We start from the raw sequence: 16553 nt of genomic DNA, 5'->3' as shown, positions 1-16553 counted from the left end.
CGCCCCCCGTGAGGGTCTAGCACCGCCTGGCCCTCCTCGCCTCCTCCTGGATGAGGAGGAGGGCCCGCTCCATGGCGCTCTCCCGCTCCCGCAGGACGCGCTCCCGCGCCAGGGCGGCCTCGAGGGAGCGGGTGGCCTCCTCGTAGCCCCGAATGACCTCCAGGATGTCCCTCTGGCACGCCTCCAGCTCCTCCCAGGTGTGTGGAGGAGCGTACTCGTAGAGGAGCTGGAGGAGCGCGGCCAGGGCGTCGCGCGCGCGGTCAGCGTTAGGCATGCCTGTCCCCCCATTGCTCCCTGAATATCTCCCACGGGAGCCCGTCCCTTGGGGTAAGAGTGGACGTCTGATAGAGGATTTCCTCATAGAGCCGGAGGAGGTTGGGGTCCACCTCCACCTTCTTCTTCTTCTTCTTCTTCGGGGGTCATCCCGACCACCACCTCCTCGCGAACTCCCCGATCTCCCCTGGCGTAGCCCTCGCCCGGGCCACTACCTCCCGGTAGACGGGGAGCCACGCGTCCAGGTCATCGGAGCGGCGGCCCTCGAGGAGCCCCGCGAAGTACAAGGAGCTAAACTGCAGGGCCATTTTCAGCCAGCGCTCCTGTTCCTCCGGTGTCATCTCGTGCCATCGGTCCAGTTCCCGCATGGCCTCTTCAGGGGTCATATCTCCTCCACCACCACCCGCACTTTCCCCCCGCCCCCAAGGGGGGGACGCCGCACCAGGTGGAGCTCGGCCACCTGATGGTCGTCCTCCAGGACCTGCGCTTTCACTAACGCGTCCAGGACCGCCTTCAGGATGTTGTCCAGGTCCCTGCGCCGGCGGTCCGGAGGATACGCCATGAGGTAGACCGCCACCTCGCCGGTGAACCGTACCCGCTGGGCCTTCAGGAGCGCCCACGCCTCCTTGTGCCACGCCTTGGCCTGGGGGGAGAGGTAGCGCCCGTTCCCCCTCGCCGCCCAGTAGTGGTTGACCGAAGGGGGCCAGGGGAAGGTAATGTCCAGGGTCATTTCCTCCTCCTCTTCCTCTTCCCCTCGGAGACCAGGACCAGGTAGGCCACCCGGTCGTAGGTGGCCGTGGCGCTCCAGCCCAGCCTGACCTTCACCGCCCGGCAGGGGCAGTAGGCGATGTAGCCGCCGGGCAAATCCTCAGAGACCGCGATGGTGCGCTCGCACCCCTCGGCGGGGCAGTGGGCTTCGTAGAGCCGCTTCATGTCTCCTCCGGGTGGTCCAGGACGGGGCGGAGGTGGACCACCTCCGCCGCCCAGCCGGCCAGGACCAGAGCTTCCGCGAGCGCCGAGCGGTGGCACCGATAGGGGTCCTCCTCGTAGCAGAGGAGGACGGTGGGTTGGGTCTGCACCATCTCACCGAGGGCCCTCAAGTCGTCACGGGCCGTGGTGGACAGGTGCTCCCGATACAGCTTCAGGTACTCGTCCCAGACGAGCTTTCCCTCCCGCAGAGCCCGCCGCCACGGCCTAGGCACCCCGAGGTGGGCGTAGTGCCGGTAGAGCAGGCCGGTGCCACGGGTGGCCCGCTGCAGGTTCTCGTCAGTCCACTCGGTCCAGGAGTAGGCGCGTTCCCGCACGTCCGCGATGACGCGGATCCCCAGCCTAGGGAGGTACTCCCGCACCGCCCAGTAGAGGTCCAGCCGCTGGTAGCCCATGGTGTAGACCTTCACGCCCACCTCCTCGCCATTTCCGTCAACCAGTCCATGACCCGCTCCATGAGGGTGGGCTGGCGAGGGGGAAGCCGCCGCCCCTCCGCGTCCGCGAGGGCGGCTTCTATCGCTTCCGCCCTCGTCGTTCCCTGGCCGTAGCCCACCACCCTCCCGTCCTGGATGACCACGGCCTCCCAGGACCAACTTTCTTCACAAAACCCGTCGTAGACGCGGCGCACGGCTCACCTCCACAGGGATGAGAGAAGGAGGCCCGCGAGGCCCCCGAGGAGGGAGATGAGGAGGTACCCCACTACGGCGCCCTCGGGGGCCTCGCGGTCGCGGTTGAGGACGAGGACAAGGACTAGGGCGGCGGAAGCGCTAATCAGGAAGGTCAGAGCCGTCATCACCGTTCACCTCAGGTGCTCAACGCCGGACCGGGCCACGCCTGGCCATGCCTGCCGCCTCACGCCGCCTCCCTCCACACGAGCCCGAGGCGCCTCCCCTCCCGGGCCAGGTAGAGGGCCCAGGGTCTGAGGTCCACCCAGGGGTCCAGCTCCTCCTGGGTGGAGGCCTCCGGGTTCTTCCGAGCCAGCTCCACCAGGAACGCCTTCCAGGCCCACTCCTCGGCCTCCCGGCTCAGGCGGTGGAGCCCCTCCCAGAAGGCCGGGTCCTCCCAGCGCATCGTCATCCGGTGGGCCTCGAGGCGCCGGAAGGCCTCCGCCCAGCGCTCCAGGGCCCGCGCCCGGAGTTCCTTCGCCTTCCCCCCCGCCACCGCTTCCTGGACGGCGGGCCAGAGCTCCCCGAGGCCCCGGAGAACGAACCCGTTCAGGGCGTCCGCGAGGAGGCACCATGTGGCGTAGGCGAGCCAGTCGGGGACGTTCTCCTCGGCTTCGGCCTCCAGCTTCGCCTCGTAGGCCAGGGCGAACTCCAGCCGGGCCTGCATCTCGGGCCCGCGCCCCCGCTCAAGGAGGAGGGAAAGGAGGAAGGGCTTCAGGGCGCGGACCGCCTCCCCGTGCTCGGCCACGAAAGCCTTCCTCCCCTCCTCCGGGCCCTTGAGGGCGAGGCGGTCGCCCTCGGCCTCGAACCGGAGGCCCCGGGACTCCGCCTCTTCCAGAAGAGCGAGCGCCTTCCTCACCACGCTCTCACCTCCTCACGCACGCCGGGCCAGGGGTAGGCGTGCGGGGCCTTCCCCTGGTCCATGAGCACGAGCCCCTTCCTCGCCCGGGTGGCGGCCACGTAGAAGAGGCGGTGGAGCTGGTCAGGATGCTCCCGAGCCGCCTTCCTCGTGTACCCGGGCCAGACGTAGACCCAGTCCGCCTCCCCGCCCTTCACGCTGTGAATCGTCCCGAGCCACACCCGGGCCCTCCCCTGGAGGACCGCCTGGGGGTTCCTGAGGGCCACCAGGAGGCACTGCCTCATGGTCTTGGGCGCCCTTCCCACCAGGTGGTCCAGGAGCCAGGACACGTCCCGGGCCACCGCCCGCTCCCGGTGCCCGGGACGGAAGACGTTCCAGATGGGATGGTCGTCGGTGAGCTTTTCCTCGTCCGGGAAGGCGTTCAGGTACTCCCTGGCCTTGGTGGCGGGCGTGGCGAACACCCCGGCCCGGACGTACTTGGCCCAAGCCTTCACGTCCGCCGCGATGCGGTTCGGGAAGAGGAAGCTACGGGCTCGCTCCCAGGCGCTCTTCGCCCCCTGGGGGAAGAGGTTGAAGGAATGGCGGTGTGGGGCGTAGGGGTTGGCGTAGGGCTCGCCCCGGAGGAGGAGCTCCTCCTTCAGCTCCTCCAGGAGGTACTTGGCCGTGGCGAGGAAGAGGACGCTCTCCCCCCGGGTCACCCGCTCCAGGGCGTCCGCCACGGCGTGGTAGGGCTCCTCCGGGGGGACCCAGAAGAGGCGCACCTCGCCTTCCTTGTCCCGGGGGGCGTAGCGCTTCGGGGCCCGGGTGGTGATCCGGGCCGCGATGGCCTCGGCCACCCGTTGCACCCGGGCAGGGACGCGGTGCGATTGGGAGAGAACGATCTCCCCGTCCACCGGGACCGAGAGGAACGAGACCCCGTCCGCTCCCATGAACCCGTAGATGGCCTGGTCGTCGTCCCCCACCAGGGCGAGCCGGGCGCCCTGGGCCCACTTCAGGACCAGCCGGAGCTGCAGGGGCGTGAGGTCCTGGGCCTCGTCCACCAGGAGGAAGCGCACCCCGAGGCCGCCGGGGCGGGCCAGGGCGAGCTCCAGCATCCCGGGGAAGTCCACCACGCCCTGGCCGTTCATCCAGCTCTTCCACGCCTGGGCGAAGGCCCGCTCCTCCTCCGTCCACCCCGCCATGGGAGCCAGGGTGTTCCGGAGGTAGACCACCCGGTCGTAGAGCCGGTCGCCGTAGGGCCGGCTGTCCTCGTCCTCGTAGGGGTCCATCACGTCCAGGAGGTCCAGGCCCCGGGCGTCCACCCTGGGGGTGATCCGCCAGGTGTCGGGGACCTTCCGGTTCCAGTCCTCGAGGGCCTCCCGGGTCAGGGCCAGAGGAGGCCTCCCGATGGCCCGGTAGGCCAGGCTGTGGATGGTGCCCAGGTTCTCCTCGGGCACCCGCCCGGCGAGCCTCCCGGCGAACTCCCGGAAGGCCGCCCGGGAGAAGGAGCACACCGCCACCTCCTCCCCCGGCACACCGGACCGGAGAAGCCGCTCCACCTCGCCCTGCAGCCAGGTGGTCTTCCCGGTGCCCGGAGGCCCGTAGACCCGGAGGCGGCTAGAAGTAGTCAGCGTCATCCTCTCCTCCTTCCTCGGTTGAGAAATCTTTCTCCGCGTTGGTAGTCAGATAGTCAGAAGCGGCGTCGTATCTGACTACCCGAGAAACGCCGTTCAGCACGGGCTTTTCAGCCTCGGTAGTCAGGTAGTCAGAGACTTGAGATGTGTTGCCCCCGTTTTTAGATCTGACTACCTGACTACCTCCCTCTTTTTCGCCGTCCTGGACGCTATTTGTGAGGTAGTCAGATACTTGCGCCCCTCCGACTATCTGACTACCTGCGAAAGCGTTCTCAGTAGCCTCCTCGGCCACTACCCAGTCCTCGGGCAAGAGGCTGGCCGGGATGGTCCAGTAGCGGCGGGTGCGGTTGGAGCCGCCCACCTTCCGCTGGACCTTCACCGGCTCCGCCCCGTAGCGCCGGAGGAGGAGGGCCATCTCCCGGGGCCGGATGCGGTGCCCCCTCCGGTCCCCCACCCAGGAGGCGAAGTTGGTGGCGTTCACGCAGAGGTCCCCCTTCCAGTAGAGGGGGAGCTCCATGCGGAAGTGGCTCTCCCAGGCCTCCCGGTCCTCCTCCAGGGCGGGGTGGCGCTCGTCCAGGTAGCTCTCCAGCCAGGCCCGGAGGAGGTCCATCTCCTCCGCCTCGGGGGCCTCCACGTCCTCCGAGGCGTCCATGATGGCCTGGGCCATGTCGTCCCAATAGCGCTGGTCCAGCCAGCGGGGGAGGACCTTCATGGCCTCGGCCACCCGGACCCGGACCTTCCGCTGGGAGGCTAGGTGCTCCACCGGGCCGATGTCCACCCGCCGCCCGTCCTCCATCACCAGGACGTACGTGCGGGGGGTGCTCTGGATGCAGAGGACCCGCTCCACCCAGGGGAGCCACTGCCGCACCCGTTCCATGGCCTCCTCCCGGGAAAGGTGTTCAGGGGGGGCGAGCTTCACTTCGCCCACGGCGGCACCACCCCCTTCCTGGGCCTAAGCCCGATGGCCCGCTCCGGCTTCTGGGCGGGGCGCTTCTTCCCGGCCTCGAGGCCCGACCTCGCCGTGGCCTCCACCTCGGAGCGCTCCGAGGCCGAGAAGACCGCCTGGGCCTCTCCGAAGATGACTTCCCTCGCCTCGTCCTCGGAGATGAGCCCGCCCCCCACCAGCCGCCCCAGGGCGTAGGCCATGCGGTTCAGGGCGTTGTTGCGGTTCCCCGGCGTGGCCTCCCTCTGGAACTCGGCCACGATGCGGGCCAGGGCCGCTTCGGCGTAGCGCCGGATGTGGTAGCCAGGCTCTTCCTCTCTGGCGTGGTCCCGCACGTACCCGCGCAGGAGGCCCTTCCTGATGGCCTCCGGGCCGTAGCGGGCCACCAGGTGGACCTCGTAGGGGTCCAGGAGGTAGCCCTCCCCCCTTTCGGGGTGCCACGCCGCCAGGAGGATGCCCTCCTCCAGCAGGGCGGCGTGGCTCTCCACCTCGTACCCCTCGGCCTCGAGGGCGAGCCTGGCCCACCGCACCGCCACCGGGGCGAAGGCGCGGTACCTCCACTCGTGGGGCTCGGGGTCGTAGAGGGCGCGGTGGGCCATGGCGTTCACCACAGGTGCTTAGCCGCTTCCTGCGCCTTCGCTTTCCTCCTGGGCACCGGGGCGTACTGGACGATGTTGTTGACTTTCCGGTCCCCCTTGTCCTTGGCGACGATGGTGAGGAGCACCGGCCTCCCCGGGGCGGTGATCTCTTCCTCCCCCATGCGGATCACCACACCCTTCACCGGCTCCTGGCCATCGGTGAAGAAGAGAGGCAGGCGGTGCAGGTCCTCCGGGCTGGAGACCCCGGGGATGTCCATGTCAAGGAGCGGGGCCTCCTGGGGGCCTATTGCCCTGCCCCAAAGGGCCCCTACCACGGCCCAGAACTTGCTCTTCTCGTTGTAGGTGAGACCGTAGCTCCCATCCGGGAGACGCCCGATGGCGGGGATATTCACCAGCCCGCTGATGCGCCCGTCATCGTCCTCAAACACGAACCGGAGGGCCGGCTTGGGCTCCTCGCTGAACTGGCTCGCGAGGAGCCCGGCTTGGACCTCTACCAGCTGGAACTCGTACGTGCCGGGCTCCCGGACCACGTACTCGCCGCTTTGCTCTACCACCATGCCCTTGAAGATTCCCATCTCTTACCTCCTCTGGCCTTCTTCGGCCTCAAAACGGCAAGGGCTGCTCCGAGGCCTCGGAGCAGCCCTCATGCCCCACACCAAAAGGCACCAGCCCCTCGCCACCACACTGGCCGCAATCCACCCACCACTCGTCCGCCAAATCGGCGGGCGTGGTGGCCGGGGAAGCGTAGGGGTGCGCCCACACCATCCCACGGCCCTGGCAGATGGGGCAGATAGCCCGGGGAGCCTGGAGGTCCTCCATGAGCTCCCACCAGGAGCCCCAGCCCATGGCCTCGAGGCGGCGGGCGATGGCCTCAGCGGCCTCTGGGCGGGAACGCGCCAGCTCCCGGAGGCGGCCGACCAGCCCCTCGGGGTTGGCCTCGTACCAGGCGGCGCGCCAGTCCCTACGCATGGCGCACCTCCTTCAGAGCTCGGCGAAGCGCCGGCACCGCAAGCCGGAGAGCCAAAATCTCGCTCCGCGCTCGGGGCCACGCGTGGGCCCAGTGCGGGTCAGAGAGGTAGTGCTCAGGCCGAGGAGGGGACTGGATCCAGTCCCCCCAGGCGTACTCCAACGCCCGAAGGCGGCCCTCCAGGCGCCGGAGGTAGTCCTCCCACGACTCCCCACGCTGGCGCATAGGGATGCCAGCGCACTCCCAGCGCTCTACCCATTCCCTGAGCCGTGTGCTACCCTGTGTATGGACCATACGCGTCCTCCTTTCCTCAGGCCAGGGCCTCCACCCTGGCCTTCCTCACGGCCTGATGGCCGTAGAGGACCTGATCAACACCCCCGCGCTCCAAAAACTCCACGAGCGCGGAGTGGGGGACGAGCACCCTGCGCCCCACGTGGGCGACCCGGATGTGGCCGCCGCGAATGAGGGCGCGGAGGGTGCTCTCCCCTATCCCCAGGACCTCCGCCGCCTGGCGGAGGTTGTAGGCGATCGGGGTGAGGTTAGGCATGGGGGGCCTCCTTCAACATTTCCATTGATAATCCGAGCTCCGAAAAGAGCCGGACCAGGACGCCAACGCTAGGGGTCTTTACTCCACGTTCTACGAGAGAGATGTGGCCCTGCGTCACACCCACGCGGCGGGCCAGCTCTTCCTGGCTCCACCCTCGGGCGGTACGGGCCGCGCGGATTACCTTTCCGAGTCGCTTGACATCCATCACCATCAACGATACCACTAATATCCTCGGATGTCAATACCTTCGGTGATACTCTGGCGGTAAGGGGGGTGAACGAATGGTGGCCCAAATAACCGAGAGTAGAGCCTCTATCGCTATTCGCCGCCGTATGAGGGAAGTGGGGCTGAGCCAAAAGGCTCTCGGGGTGGCGGTGGGGCGGTCCCAGAGCTGGGTATCTCAAGAGCTCCTTGGGTCTCCCGAGAACACGGTCCGGCTCCTGTGGGCCAGGGACCCGAAGACCTTAGAGCGTCTCCTCAACGCGCTCCAGTGGACCCCCGAGGAGTTTGCGCGGGAGACTGGCATCCAGCTCCCTGGGGCGGAAATCCCCGGGGCTATCCCGGTGGTGCAGTATCGTATTCCTGTCATAGACGCAGGAGCGGGACCGCCTATGTGGAACGAAGAGGCGGAGTACATTACCCTTCACATCCCCGAGCTCAGGGGCAAGCGGGAAGGGGAGCTCTTCGCCGTGCGGGTCAAGGGGGACTCTATGGAGCCCACCCTCCGGGACGGGGACATCGTGGTCTTCTGGACCGAAGGGGTCCCGGAGCCTGGGCGCGTGGTAGCGGTGCACGTGCACTGGGACGGGGTCATCGTCAAACGCCTCCAACGCCACAACGGTTCCTGGTACCTCTACTCTGATAATCCTAACCACCCTCCCGTTCCTCTCACCGAGAACGACCGCGTCCTCGGGGTGGCGGCCACCCTGGTGCGGAAGATGTAGGAGGTGGGAAGTATGTTCGTGGTTGGAGCGATACTGGTAACGCTTGGTGTTATAGGCTTGATCGCCTCCCCTATCATGTGGGTCCTCGGCAACAAGAACGCCAAGATAGCTTTGCGCAACGGCGTTGCGTTGTTCCTTATCGGTAGTGTTTTGCTCGCGATGGACCCTGGGAGCACTCAACCCACCAACACGTCACAGCCCACGCAGACGACCCAACCTGCCAATCCCACGCAACCGAGCCAATCTAAGCCCGCTCCCGAGAAACGCCCTGCCTTGGAGCTTCTGGAAGCGTCCAGCAACGTGGACCAATACGGGGCAAGGTACGTGGTGGGCAAGATAAGAAACAATACCAAGCGCACCTACAGCTACGTCCAGGTGGAGATCAACCTCTACGATAAAAACGGCAACCAGGTTGGGTCTACTCTCGCCAACGTGAACAACTTGGAACCCGGCGCGGTGTGGTCCTTCAAAGCTCCGATTTTTGAGGAGGAGGCCACTCAGTTCAAGGTAGCAGACATCACCGGGTTCTGATTCTGATGACCCGCAAACGCCCCCCCGGCGAGGGGTCCATCTACCAGCGCAAGGACGGCCTCTGGGTAGGGGCGATCACCATCGGGTACACCCCCAGGGGCAACCCGAGGCGGAAGGTGGTCTACGGCCGGACCCGGCAGGAGGTGGCCCGGAAACTGGCCGAGCTCCAGGTGCTCCACCACAAGGGGCTCCTCTCCGAGCCGAGCCAGATCACCGTGCGGGAGTGGGCGGAGGACTGGCTCCGGCGCAAGGCCAGCGAGGTCCGTCCCCGCACCCTGGAGAGCTACCGCTACCACTTGACTCGGGCTCTTCCCTCCCTCAAGGACCCCCAGGCTCACGACCCCCTGGGGCGCATGCGGCTCCAGGCCGTTCAGCCCCTCCACGTGCGGCGGCACCTGGACGGGCTCAAGCTCACCCCGCACGCCATGAAGAACGTCCGCTGGCTCCTCCACTCCCTCTTTGAGGACGCTCTGCGGATGGAGGTGATCCACCGCAACCCCGTGGCTCCCATACGGGTGAAGGGACCCCCGAGGAAAACTCCTGGCCGGACGCTCCAGCCCGAGGAGGCCCGGGCGCTGCTCGCCGCCCTGGACGCTCACCCCTCCCCCCTCGCCCTCGCCCTCCGGCTCATGCTCACCTGCGGCCTGAGGCGGGGGGAGGCGCTGGGGCTCCGGTGGGAGGACGTGGACCTGGAAGAGGGGGTCCTGCGGGTGCGCCGGGCGTGGGCGAAGGTGGGAGGACGCGGGGTCATCTCCGAACCCAAGACCAGCTCCGGCTACCGCACCGTCCCCATCCCCCCCACCACGCTGGAGCGCCTGCGGGCGTACCGGGAGAGCGTCCAGGGGCTCAGCGAGGAGGAGGTCCGGGCGAGCTGGCTCTTCCCCGGACGGGACCCCTCCCAGCCCGTCCACCCGGACGCTCCCGACCACCTCCTGCGGAGGCTTCTCTCCCGGCTCGGGCTCCCTCAGGTGCGGGTCCACGACCTCCGCCACACCTACGGCTCCCTCCTCCTCGCCAACGGAGCGCCGGTGGAGCTGGTGGCGGAGAGGATGGGCCACGCCAACCCCAACATCACCCTGGGCATCTACCGGCACCTCCTGGAGGAGGAGCGCCGGGGATGGGTCCTGGACATCGGCTAGCGGGGTCTCTGCTACACCTTCTGCTACAGAGCGACCCCCGGGGTTCTCCCGGGGGTCCAGATTTGCGTCCTGGTGCTGGTGGAGCCGACGGGACTCGAACCCGTGACCTCCTGAGTGCGATTCAGGCGCGCTCCCAGCTGCGCCACGGCCCCACGCGCCCTATATGGTAGCGGGGGGCTTTGGCCTTGTCTAGTCCCCTTCCTTAAGCCGCACCTCCACCCGGCCCTTCTTGTCCCTCACGGAAAGCTTGGCCTTGGCCTTACCCTTCTTGTACTCCGCCTTCCACTCGTCCTTCTTCACCTCGTACTTGACCCGCACCCAGCCCCGGCGGCGGAGGTCCTCGTCGTGGTAGCGGAAGATGGCCCCCGCCTGGGAGTAGCGGTAAACCACCACGAGCCCTTGGGGCTCCGGGAGGCGCTCCACCACCACCGCCTGGGGGAAAAGGTTAAAGGAGAGGGTGGCGGTGATGCGGAGTTCCATGGAGCCGGAGGGATTCACCTCGAGGGCCCAGGCCAGAACCAGCAAGGGTAGCATCCCGAGTATCCTGCGCATGGCCTTAGCCTAACCCATCCTTTCCCCTAACCCCTGAGGGTAGCCTAAAGTACACTTTAGGTTACAAGTAAGGCATGGCAAGGCTCCTCGGGTACGGGATTGATACCCTGGTGGTCAATCTCTACTGGCCGGAAGGTGCGTATAAGCTCCCTGAAGGTGTTGAAGACACTTTGAATGAGTTAAAGGACCTTTATAGGCGTGATCCCGAGGGGGCCATTTGGTGGGGGGTAGATGCCTACTTTCCCCTTCCTAACCCGGGGAATGGGGGTGGTCTGTTTGAGGCCGCTTTGGTGCAGTCTACCCGGCATTATGCTTGGCAACTTTCGTTTGGTGGTCTGGTGTTTGTGCGGGTGAGTGCGGTGAAGGACACTACCCGGCGGAAGGATTTCCCCGCTATGCGGGTGGAGTTTACGGGTATCTACATGCTTTATGCGGGTAGGGATGCCCAGAAGGTGGTCCAGTGGGTGCTGGATGCGGCGGAAAACTTGACCGGGGTCCGTCCGGTGCGGGTTCAGGTGTCCCGTGCTGACCTGTTTGTTGATCTGGAAGGTGAGCCGTTCAAAATCACTGACCTGGACCGGTTTACTTCCCGTTCTCGGGTTAGGGGTCTGTATTCGGTTGGGTCTTCGGATGGGGGTGTGGCCCCCGGCCTTCAGGCCGGGGCCACCCCCATAGAAGGGGGGCCCATGAGTAACACGCCCCCCGCTACGCCACTACGGGTTGCGGGGTCGTGGGCTGAGGGTCCTGAACATGTGGGGGCCTTCCTCCGTGGTCGGGACTGGAGTGGGTTCACCTTTGGCCGAGGGCCTCTTATGGCCCGGGTGTATTCCAAGAGTGTTGAGGCTAAGTCCCGGTATTCGGCCCGGTCGTTGCTCAAGCTGTATGAGGAAACGCATGGGCCTATAACGGGCGAAGTTATTCGGGTGGAGTTTGAGCTTACTACTGAGGTTCTGCGGGAGATGGTGGTAGTCGGGGACGGCACGGATATTAGGGATTGGGATACCTTCCTTTGGGCGGTCCCGGCTATTTGGGCGTATTTGGCGGGAGAGTGGTTGGTCCTGAGGGATAAAGAGAAGGTGGATGCATATGTGCGGCTTCGTGCGGTGCCGGTGGATCCTTTCTGGGTCCTCGTGCAGTCTGCTTTCACGGAAGGAGGTGGTCCGGGAGAAGGGGAACTGGTGAGGGATAAGGTCTTTCGGCGCTTGGATCCGGTGGGGCTGGCTAAGCAGGCGTTGGGTGCTTTCCTCACCGCTTTGGCGGCGGCCTCCCGGCTTGGCAAGGTGGACCTGAAAGAGTGGTGGATCGGCGCTTTTAGAGCGCTTGGCTCCGACATGGAGGAAAGGGAAAAGCTTGGGAAAGAGGCGGCGTTGGCGTACTCTAAGGCGCTTCAGCGGAAGTTAGGGGCGTTTGGGATGATGCCCGAAAAGTGGCGGTTTGAGGGTGTGCCTGCATGATGGGTATGTACCGGGTCGTGGTGGATCATCCAAAGGTGCGTGATGTCTGGGAGTTGGCGGATAAGCGGTCTGCTGTCCGTCGTTTTGAGGGTGAGGTGGCTTTCTGGAAGGGGGTGGGATGGGCGGAAACTAGTGATGTTGAGGCGCTTCGGGATGCGGAAGTGGGTTACCCGGATGCTGTCAGGTTGGAGGTCTTGGAGTTTGGCGGTGTAGGTTGCATGGTGATAGCGCTTGAGGAGAAAGGAGGTAACTGATGCAGATTTTGGTCTTGGGCGTGAACATTTTCCAGCGGAAGGATGGTACTCATGGCGCTCGGGTTACTGTGGCTTCTACTCCTCGGAACCCTAATCATAGGGGCCTAGCGGTAGCGGAGTTTGAAGCCCTTCCAGAGGTGGCCGATACCATGAAGGTCTTCCCGGCCATTTACAAGCTGGACCTGGAGCTGCCTATCGCTAACGGCTTCGGTCGGCCTAATGAGGTGAGGCCATTGGTTACTGGGGCTTCTCTGGTGGCTCCGGTTGCGCCTACGAAGAAGGATCATGCTCCTGCCTCCTGAGTTGTGGGAAGCGTTGAAAGTGCTCTCCTTTGGCTTGGGGGTGATTGCTGGTTTGCTAGCTGGGGGTGAGTGGTGAACCCTCAAGAGTGGTTCGGTTGGTTTCTGGGGCTCGTTACTATTCCTTACGCCTTGCTAGCGGCCTATCGCTACATGGGAAGGCTCTATGGAGGGCTATGATGTTCGGGACCTCTTTGCGGCCTTTTGGTGGGGAGTTGGGGCCGGTGTTGTGGCCTCATTCCTTCGCAATCTCCTTAAACGGCTTTAGGGACAACCGGGGAGTTATCCCCGTGAAGGTCCAGAAAGGAGGTGAATGCGGTGCAGCCGTTTGATCCTGTTCCTATTGCTGATGCGGTGAAGCAGTACGTGCAGGCTATTGCGGGGGCGGGCGCTGGCGTGCTGGCGCTTACTATTGGCCTGTCTGCCGCCTGGCGCTACGCCAAGCGCTTCCTGAAGGGTTAGGAGCCTGGCTATGGGGCGGCTTCTCCTTGTCGTGCTGGTGGTCCTCTCTGGGGGGGCCGCCCTTTCGGCTCCCTCTGAGTTATGGAAGGATGCGGTGAAGACTACAGTCCAGGGCATGACCCTGGACGAGATTATTCAGTGGTCTAACGCTCAATATGCAAGGCAGGCTACTATTGGCCGCTATGTCCGTTGGGGTGGCTCCATTGTCCTGGGTGCCGCCTTAGTGGCCGCAGGGTTGGACTATTACTATAACCTGCTGAAGCGTGAGACAGGTACTAGCCTGGACCAGTGGTATCACTGGGTTAGTGCGGTAGGGGCGGGGTTAGGTAGCTATTCGGTGTGGGTGGAGGGGCCGTCTTGCAGGAAGGCGGGTGGTTGTTATCAGTGGGAGTTGTCGTATCGGTGTGGCTATGGCTATCGGTGGGCGGCGTATGCGTTTGCGTTTCCTGGTGGGGTGGTAGGCGATTCGGATGGCTGGTATGGTCCCTGGGTCCAGGGGTCTGCTCCTCAGTGTGATGCTCTGGAGGAGGTGCGGCGGAAGGCGCAGGACCACTTTCGGGCGAAACTATGGAGCCCCTATTCGGGATGGCGTTATGAGCCTGTGCGTCCTGAACATGTGGGGGGAGTGCCGGAAGGGGCGCGCAGTCGGTTTCAGTCTGACTTGAGTTGGCTGGTGGATGTTCTGGTGGACCCAGGAGAAAAGCCGTCGTTGCCTGAATGGCTCCAGGCTCATCCAGATGCGGCTAACGGGGTGAAGCAGGCGGTCCAAACCTACATAGACAGCATGCCTATTGGCTCCCCTTCTCAACCCTGGCCTGGGATCCAGCTTCTACCGGTGCCTAACCCTAATCAGTGGACAGATAACCCCTTCACCCGCCCAGACATTGATACGGATGGGGACGGCTACCCGGATGCGGTGGAGTGGGAAGAGGCTAATCGCCGTGGTGTTCCGTGGCCTGACCTTATCAATAACCCGGATGCATATCCTGACCCCAAGGCGGACCCGGATGGGGATGGCTACCCTACGGGTGAAGAGATTGCCGTGGGTACTAACCCGTATGACGCTAATAGTCGCCCGGGGGGGCAAAGAACCCCGTGGGTGGATACGGATGGGGACGGCTACCCGGATCACCAGGAGATTAGTGCGGGTACAGACCCCAATAACCCGAATAGCTTTCCTTCGGACCAGGCTCCTGAGCCTAAGCCGGAAGATGAGGGCTGGCCGGGAGGTCCTCCAGCGCCGGGGTTGAAGCCGGTGGAGTTTCCTGAGCGTCAGGCTGAACGGAAGCCGTTGCCCGAGGTCAAACCCGAGGTGCTCCAGTCCTGGGAAGAACAGGTGGTTCGGCGCTGGCAAGAAGAGATGAACCGGTTGAAAGGGCAGGTGTCGGATAAGTTCCCCTTCGGCATAATCGTCCTCCTGCGTGATGTGCGGCCTAGTGCTGGGGGTCCTGCGGTGGGGTGCACCTTTACCGTGCCGTTAGGGGTGGTCCAGTCGCAAATAGATGTCTGTAACAACCCTATTTTCCAGACTATGGAGGACTTCAGGCCCATATGGGCCGCCTTGCTCTGGCTGACTGCTGGCCTGCTCATGGTGCGCCGTGCCCTGGATATTCAGGGGGGTGAGTGATGGCCACCCATGCTAATCCACATACGCCCAGGGGGAACGGAGTTAGCACCCCCAGGGGCCCCGCCTGCATCATTCATGCCTTTACGAGACCCCTAGGCGTCTATCGGGCAGACTACCTGCCTTTTTCTTTGGGGGCCGGGGGCCAAAAGGTCGCCTTTGCGTGGCTCACGATGGCCGGGTGCGCCCTCCGTCCGCCTCCCCAAGGCAGGACGGGAAAGGGCGCACCCGGCCTCTCCTCTAACCCCCCCCACGCCTTGCCTTTATCCGTTGATCCTGGAGGCCCCCGGCCCCCCCTGTCGTTTTCCTTTAACCTGCCCTTTGTTTGTCTTGCGTTGGCCCTTATGCAGGTGGGGAGGGGGGTGCTACGGAGTTCTCCCCGGTGTTATGTGCATGATTGGATGGGTCGGAGGTCGTCATGGGGGCGTTGATCCAGGGCCTATTGGAGTTATTCCAGTGGCTGGCTAAGGTTGTCGACGGCTTCTTTACTTGGCTCTGGACTACCATAACCGGCTTTCTGGGGTGGGTTTGGTCCGTTATTGACTGGGTTCTGGCTACGGCCTGGAACTGGTTCATAGAGTTTCTCCAGTGGGCCTTAAACCTGCTCTTCATGCTCATTGGATGGGTGGCGGTGTTGCCGGTGAAGGTCCTGGGGGTGTTCGTTGCCCTTCTGCCGCCTATGCCTCCCCAGTTAAATGATGTGGTGCGTGATATTGTGGTGCCTGCCCTTTCCGTGGCTGACCGCATTCTGCCGGTGTCGGATGCTATAGCGGTTCTGTCCTTGTGGGGTGTGTTCTATGGTGCCATGGCTATCTGGCGGATTGTTACGTTCCTGAGGGGTGGCCGATGATAGAGGCTTTCGTGGGTGTGCCGGGTTCGGGGAAGAGTTACGCCCTCGTGCTCAAGGGCCTCGAGGCCCTAGCTAAAGGGAAACGGGTATATGCTAACTTTGGCTTTATCCGTGAGAATGTGTATTTGTGGCTTCGCCGTCGTGCCCGTCTGGATCACCGGACGGCGGTCCTGCGTACTGACCACATAGAGGAGGTCCGGGATTACTCGGATTTGCTCAATGTGCATGATGGGGTTCTTCTCTTTGATGAGGCCCATATGTGGCTTCCTTCCCGCCAGTTTGATCTCATTCCGGTGGAGGTTATAGCGTTTTGGTCCCAACATAGGAAGGTGGGGGTAGATGTCTACCTGGCTACTCAGCGCTATGGTTCAGTGGACGCCATAGTCCGGGAGTTGGTCGCCTTTGTTTACTGGGCTCGTCCTGCCCCGGCGTGGCTCCAGTTGCTTCTACTGCCTCGTTCTCGGGGTCGGAAGGTGCTCCGCTATACCACTATCGTGGATGACACCACGGGACTGATGCAGAAGGCCGCTAGGGGGGTGGTGGAGGGGATTAGTCGCAACATGGTTGTCATTCTTGATCCCTTGGCGGCGTCTTGCTACGATACCCACGCCATTTTTGAACCGCCTATTGTCCGCCTTCAGCGGGAGTTGGACCCCAAGCGGCGGGCGGTCGTGGATCGCCTAGGGTTAAGCTGGGATGCCTCTAGGCTCAGAAGTCGCCGGGGTAGAGCACCCCGGGACGGGATGCCCTATCTCACCATGGATGAACTGGTGGAGGCATACAAGCGGGGTCGTCCGCCCCATGAGGTGCTCCGCCAAAAGTGGGCCTCCCCGGTGCCGTCCGGTCCTGACCCTGAGCCCGCCCCAGAAGTGCCCGAGGTCCCTGACTGGGGTCAGTGGGTTTGGAAATCATGAGGCATGCATTCCCCCCGTAGGGGGGAATGGCACCCATGCCTTTGGAAGCTCCCCTCCCCCGTGTCAAGGGCGAGCGT

The 16553-nt window shown here is 64.6% G+C and carries 27 protein-coding genes and 1 tRNA gene; 10 read left to right on the top strand and 18 right to left on the bottom strand.

Annotated features, from left to right (window positions below; genetic code table 11):
• Positions 1 to 16: 16 nt before the first annotated feature.
• From KQ693_RS05810 to KQ693_RS12955, 16 genes are all read right to left on the bottom strand, one after another.
• Positions 17 to 274, bottom strand: a complete 258-nt coding sequence (locus KQ693_RS05810; protein ID WP_267262215.1) for a hypothetical protein — start codon at positions 272 to 274, stop codon at positions 17 to 19.
• A 145-nt stretch (positions 275 to 419) separates the two neighbouring features.
• Positions 420 to 659, bottom strand: coding sequence for a hypothetical protein (locus tag KQ693_RS05805; protein WP_267262214.1), 240 nt, complete (start codon positions 657 to 659; stop codon positions 420 to 422).
• On the bottom strand, positions 656 to 1003 hold the full coding sequence (locus KQ693_RS05800; protein WP_267262213.1) for a RusA family crossover junction endodeoxyribonuclease: 348 nt from the start codon (positions 1001 to 1003) through the stop codon (positions 656 to 658). The genes KQ693_RS05805 and KQ693_RS05800 overlap by 4 nt, the downstream gene beginning before the upstream one ends.
• On the bottom strand, positions 1000 to 1206 hold the full coding sequence (locus tag KQ693_RS05795; protein ID WP_267262212.1) for a hypothetical protein: 207 nt from the start codon (positions 1204 to 1206) through the stop codon (positions 1000 to 1002). The genes KQ693_RS05800 and KQ693_RS05795 overlap by 4 nt, the downstream gene beginning before the upstream one ends.
• Positions 1203 to 1670 (bottom strand): DUF488 domain-containing protein, encoded by a 468-nt coding sequence (locus KQ693_RS05790; RefSeq protein WP_267262211.1) that lies wholly within the window; start codon positions 1668 to 1670, stop codon positions 1203 to 1205. The genes KQ693_RS05795 and KQ693_RS05790 overlap by 4 nt, the downstream gene beginning before the upstream one ends.
• Positions 1667 to 1888 (bottom strand): hypothetical protein, encoded by a 222-nt coding sequence (locus tag KQ693_RS05785; protein WP_267262210.1) that lies wholly within the window; start codon positions 1886 to 1888, stop codon positions 1667 to 1669. The genes KQ693_RS05790 and KQ693_RS05785 overlap by 4 nt, the downstream gene beginning before the upstream one ends.
• A gap of 3 nt (positions 1889 to 1891) precedes the next feature.
• Positions 1892 to 2053, bottom strand: coding sequence for a hypothetical protein (locus tag KQ693_RS05780; RefSeq protein ID WP_267262209.1), 162 nt, complete (start codon positions 2051 to 2053; stop codon positions 1892 to 1894).
• Positions 2054 to 2112: 59 nt separating this feature from the next.
• A complete protein-coding gene (locus KQ693_RS05775; RefSeq protein WP_267262208.1) occupies positions 2113 to 2787 on the bottom strand; it encodes a hypothetical protein in 675 nt (224 codons plus the stop codon).
• The gene (locus KQ693_RS05770; protein ID WP_267262207.1) at positions 2781 to 4400 is read right to left on the bottom strand and encodes an ATP-dependent helicase; all 1620 of its coding nucleotides are present in this window, start codon (positions 4398 to 4400) and stop codon (positions 2781 to 2783) included. Before KQ693_RS05770 ends, KQ693_RS05775 begins: the two co-directional genes overlap by 7 nt.
• On the bottom strand, positions 4381 to 5325 hold the full coding sequence (locus KQ693_RS05765) for a hypothetical protein (RefSeq protein WP_267262206.1): 945 nt from the start codon (positions 5323 to 5325) through the stop codon (positions 4381 to 4383). The genes KQ693_RS05770 and KQ693_RS05765 overlap by 20 nt, the downstream gene beginning before the upstream one ends.
• Positions 5313 to 5951, bottom strand: a complete 639-nt coding sequence (locus KQ693_RS05760) for a hypothetical protein (protein WP_267262205.1) — start codon at positions 5949 to 5951, stop codon at positions 5313 to 5315. The genes KQ693_RS05765 and KQ693_RS05760 overlap by 13 nt, the downstream gene beginning before the upstream one ends.
• Entirely contained in the window at positions 5945 to 6514 is a 570-nt protein-coding gene (locus tag KQ693_RS05755) for a hypothetical protein (RefSeq protein WP_267262204.1), read from the bottom strand. The genes KQ693_RS05760 and KQ693_RS05755 overlap by 7 nt, the downstream gene beginning before the upstream one ends.
• A 28-nt stretch (positions 6515 to 6542) precedes the next feature.
• On the bottom strand, positions 6543 to 6908 hold the full coding sequence (locus KQ693_RS05750; RefSeq protein WP_267262203.1) for a hypothetical protein: 366 nt from the start codon (positions 6906 to 6908) through the stop codon (positions 6543 to 6545).
• A complete protein-coding gene (locus KQ693_RS05745; protein ID WP_267262202.1) occupies positions 6901 to 7200 on the bottom strand; it encodes a hypothetical protein in 300 nt (99 codons plus the stop codon). Before KQ693_RS05745 ends, KQ693_RS05750 begins: the two co-directional genes overlap by 8 nt.
• A gap of 16 nt (positions 7201 to 7216) precedes the next feature.
• Positions 7217 to 7453: a helix-turn-helix domain-containing protein gene (locus tag KQ693_RS05740; RefSeq protein ID WP_267262201.1), complete on the bottom strand. Its 237-nt coding sequence runs from the start codon at positions 7451 to 7453 to the stop codon at positions 7217 to 7219.
• Positions 7446 to 7658: a helix-turn-helix domain-containing protein gene (locus tag KQ693_RS12955; RefSeq protein WP_416376368.1), complete on the bottom strand. Its 213-nt coding sequence runs from the start codon at positions 7656 to 7658 to the stop codon at positions 7446 to 7448. Before KQ693_RS12955 ends, KQ693_RS05740 begins: the two co-directional genes overlap by 8 nt.
• Before the next feature lie 127 nt (positions 7659 to 7785).
• Between KQ693_RS12955 and KQ693_RS05735 the strand changes: the two genes are divergently transcribed.
• From KQ693_RS05735 to KQ693_RS05725, 3 genes are read left to right on the top strand one after another with little or no spacing between them, the layout of a single operon-like run.
• Complete coding sequence (locus KQ693_RS05735) at positions 7786 to 8397, top strand: S24 family peptidase (protein WP_267262200.1); 612 nt, start codon at positions 7786 to 7788, stop codon at positions 8395 to 8397.
• Positions 8398 to 8409: 12 nt separating this feature from the next.
• Positions 8410 to 8928: an FxLYD domain-containing protein gene (locus KQ693_RS05730; protein WP_267262199.1), complete on the top strand. Its 519-nt coding sequence runs from the start codon at positions 8410 to 8412 to the stop codon at positions 8926 to 8928.
• A gap of 5 nt (positions 8929 to 8933) precedes the next feature.
• Positions 8934 to 10067 (top strand): tyrosine-type recombinase/integrase, encoded by a 1134-nt coding sequence (locus KQ693_RS05725; RefSeq protein WP_267262198.1) that lies wholly within the window; start codon positions 8934 to 8936, stop codon positions 10065 to 10067.
• A gap of 76 nt (positions 10068 to 10143) precedes the next feature.
• Here KQ693_RS05725 and KQ693_RS05720 read toward each other — a convergent pair.
• A tRNA-Ala gene (locus tag KQ693_RS05720) sits at positions 10144 to 10219 on the bottom strand.
• Positions 10220 to 10256: 37 nt separating this feature from the next.
• Positions 10257 to 10619, bottom strand: a complete 363-nt coding sequence (locus tag KQ693_RS05715; protein WP_219760038.1) for a hypothetical protein — start codon at positions 10617 to 10619, stop codon at positions 10257 to 10259.
• A gap of 74 nt (positions 10620 to 10693) precedes the next feature.
• Between KQ693_RS05715 and KQ693_RS05710 the strand changes: the two genes are divergently transcribed.
• The 7 genes from KQ693_RS05710 to KQ693_RS05680 all read left to right on the top strand — a co-directional run bounded on the left by KQ693_RS05710 (position 10694) and on the right by KQ693_RS05680 (position 16476).
• A complete protein-coding gene (locus KQ693_RS05710; RefSeq protein WP_267262197.1) occupies positions 10694 to 12073 on the top strand; it encodes a hypothetical protein in 1380 nt (459 codons plus the stop codon).
• A gap of 5 nt (positions 12074 to 12078) precedes the next feature.
• Positions 12079 to 12327, top strand: a complete 249-nt coding sequence (locus tag KQ693_RS05705) for a hypothetical protein (protein WP_267262196.1) — start codon at positions 12079 to 12081, stop codon at positions 12325 to 12327.
• Positions 12327 to 12629: a hypothetical protein gene (locus KQ693_RS05700; protein ID WP_153186794.1), complete on the top strand. Its 303-nt coding sequence runs from the start codon at positions 12327 to 12329 to the stop codon at positions 12627 to 12629. The genes KQ693_RS05705 and KQ693_RS05700 overlap by 1 nt, the downstream gene beginning before the upstream one ends.
• A 306-nt stretch (positions 12630 to 12935) precedes the next feature.
• The gene (locus KQ693_RS05695) at positions 12936 to 13088 is read left to right on the top strand and encodes a hypothetical protein (RefSeq protein ID WP_267262195.1); all 153 of its coding nucleotides are present in this window, start codon (positions 12936 to 12938) and stop codon (positions 13086 to 13088) included.
• A 115-nt stretch (positions 13089 to 13203) separates the two neighbouring features.
• On the top strand, positions 13204 to 14715 hold the full coding sequence (locus tag KQ693_RS05690; RefSeq protein ID WP_267262194.1) for a hypothetical protein: 1512 nt from the start codon (positions 13204 to 13206) through the stop codon (positions 14713 to 14715).
• Positions 14716 to 15130: 415 nt separating this feature from the next.
• Positions 15131 to 15562, top strand: coding sequence for a hypothetical protein (locus KQ693_RS05685; protein WP_267262193.1), 432 nt, complete (start codon positions 15131 to 15133; stop codon positions 15560 to 15562).
• Positions 15559 to 16476: a zonular occludens toxin domain-containing protein gene (locus KQ693_RS05680; RefSeq protein ID WP_267262192.1), complete on the top strand. Its 918-nt coding sequence runs from the start codon at positions 15559 to 15561 to the stop codon at positions 16474 to 16476. The genes KQ693_RS05685 and KQ693_RS05680 overlap by 4 nt, the downstream gene beginning before the upstream one ends.
• The last annotated feature ends 77 nt before the right edge of the window (positions 16477 to 16553 follow it).

The sequence above is a fragment of the Thermus brevis genome, from assembly GCF_026427635.1.
In the GTDB taxonomy this organism is placed as follows: Bacteria; Deinococcota; Deinococci; order Deinococcales; family Thermaceae; genus Thermus; species Thermus antranikianii.
Note: the sequence above shows the minus strand (reverse complement) of the source record. Positions and strands in the feature narration are given on the sequence as shown.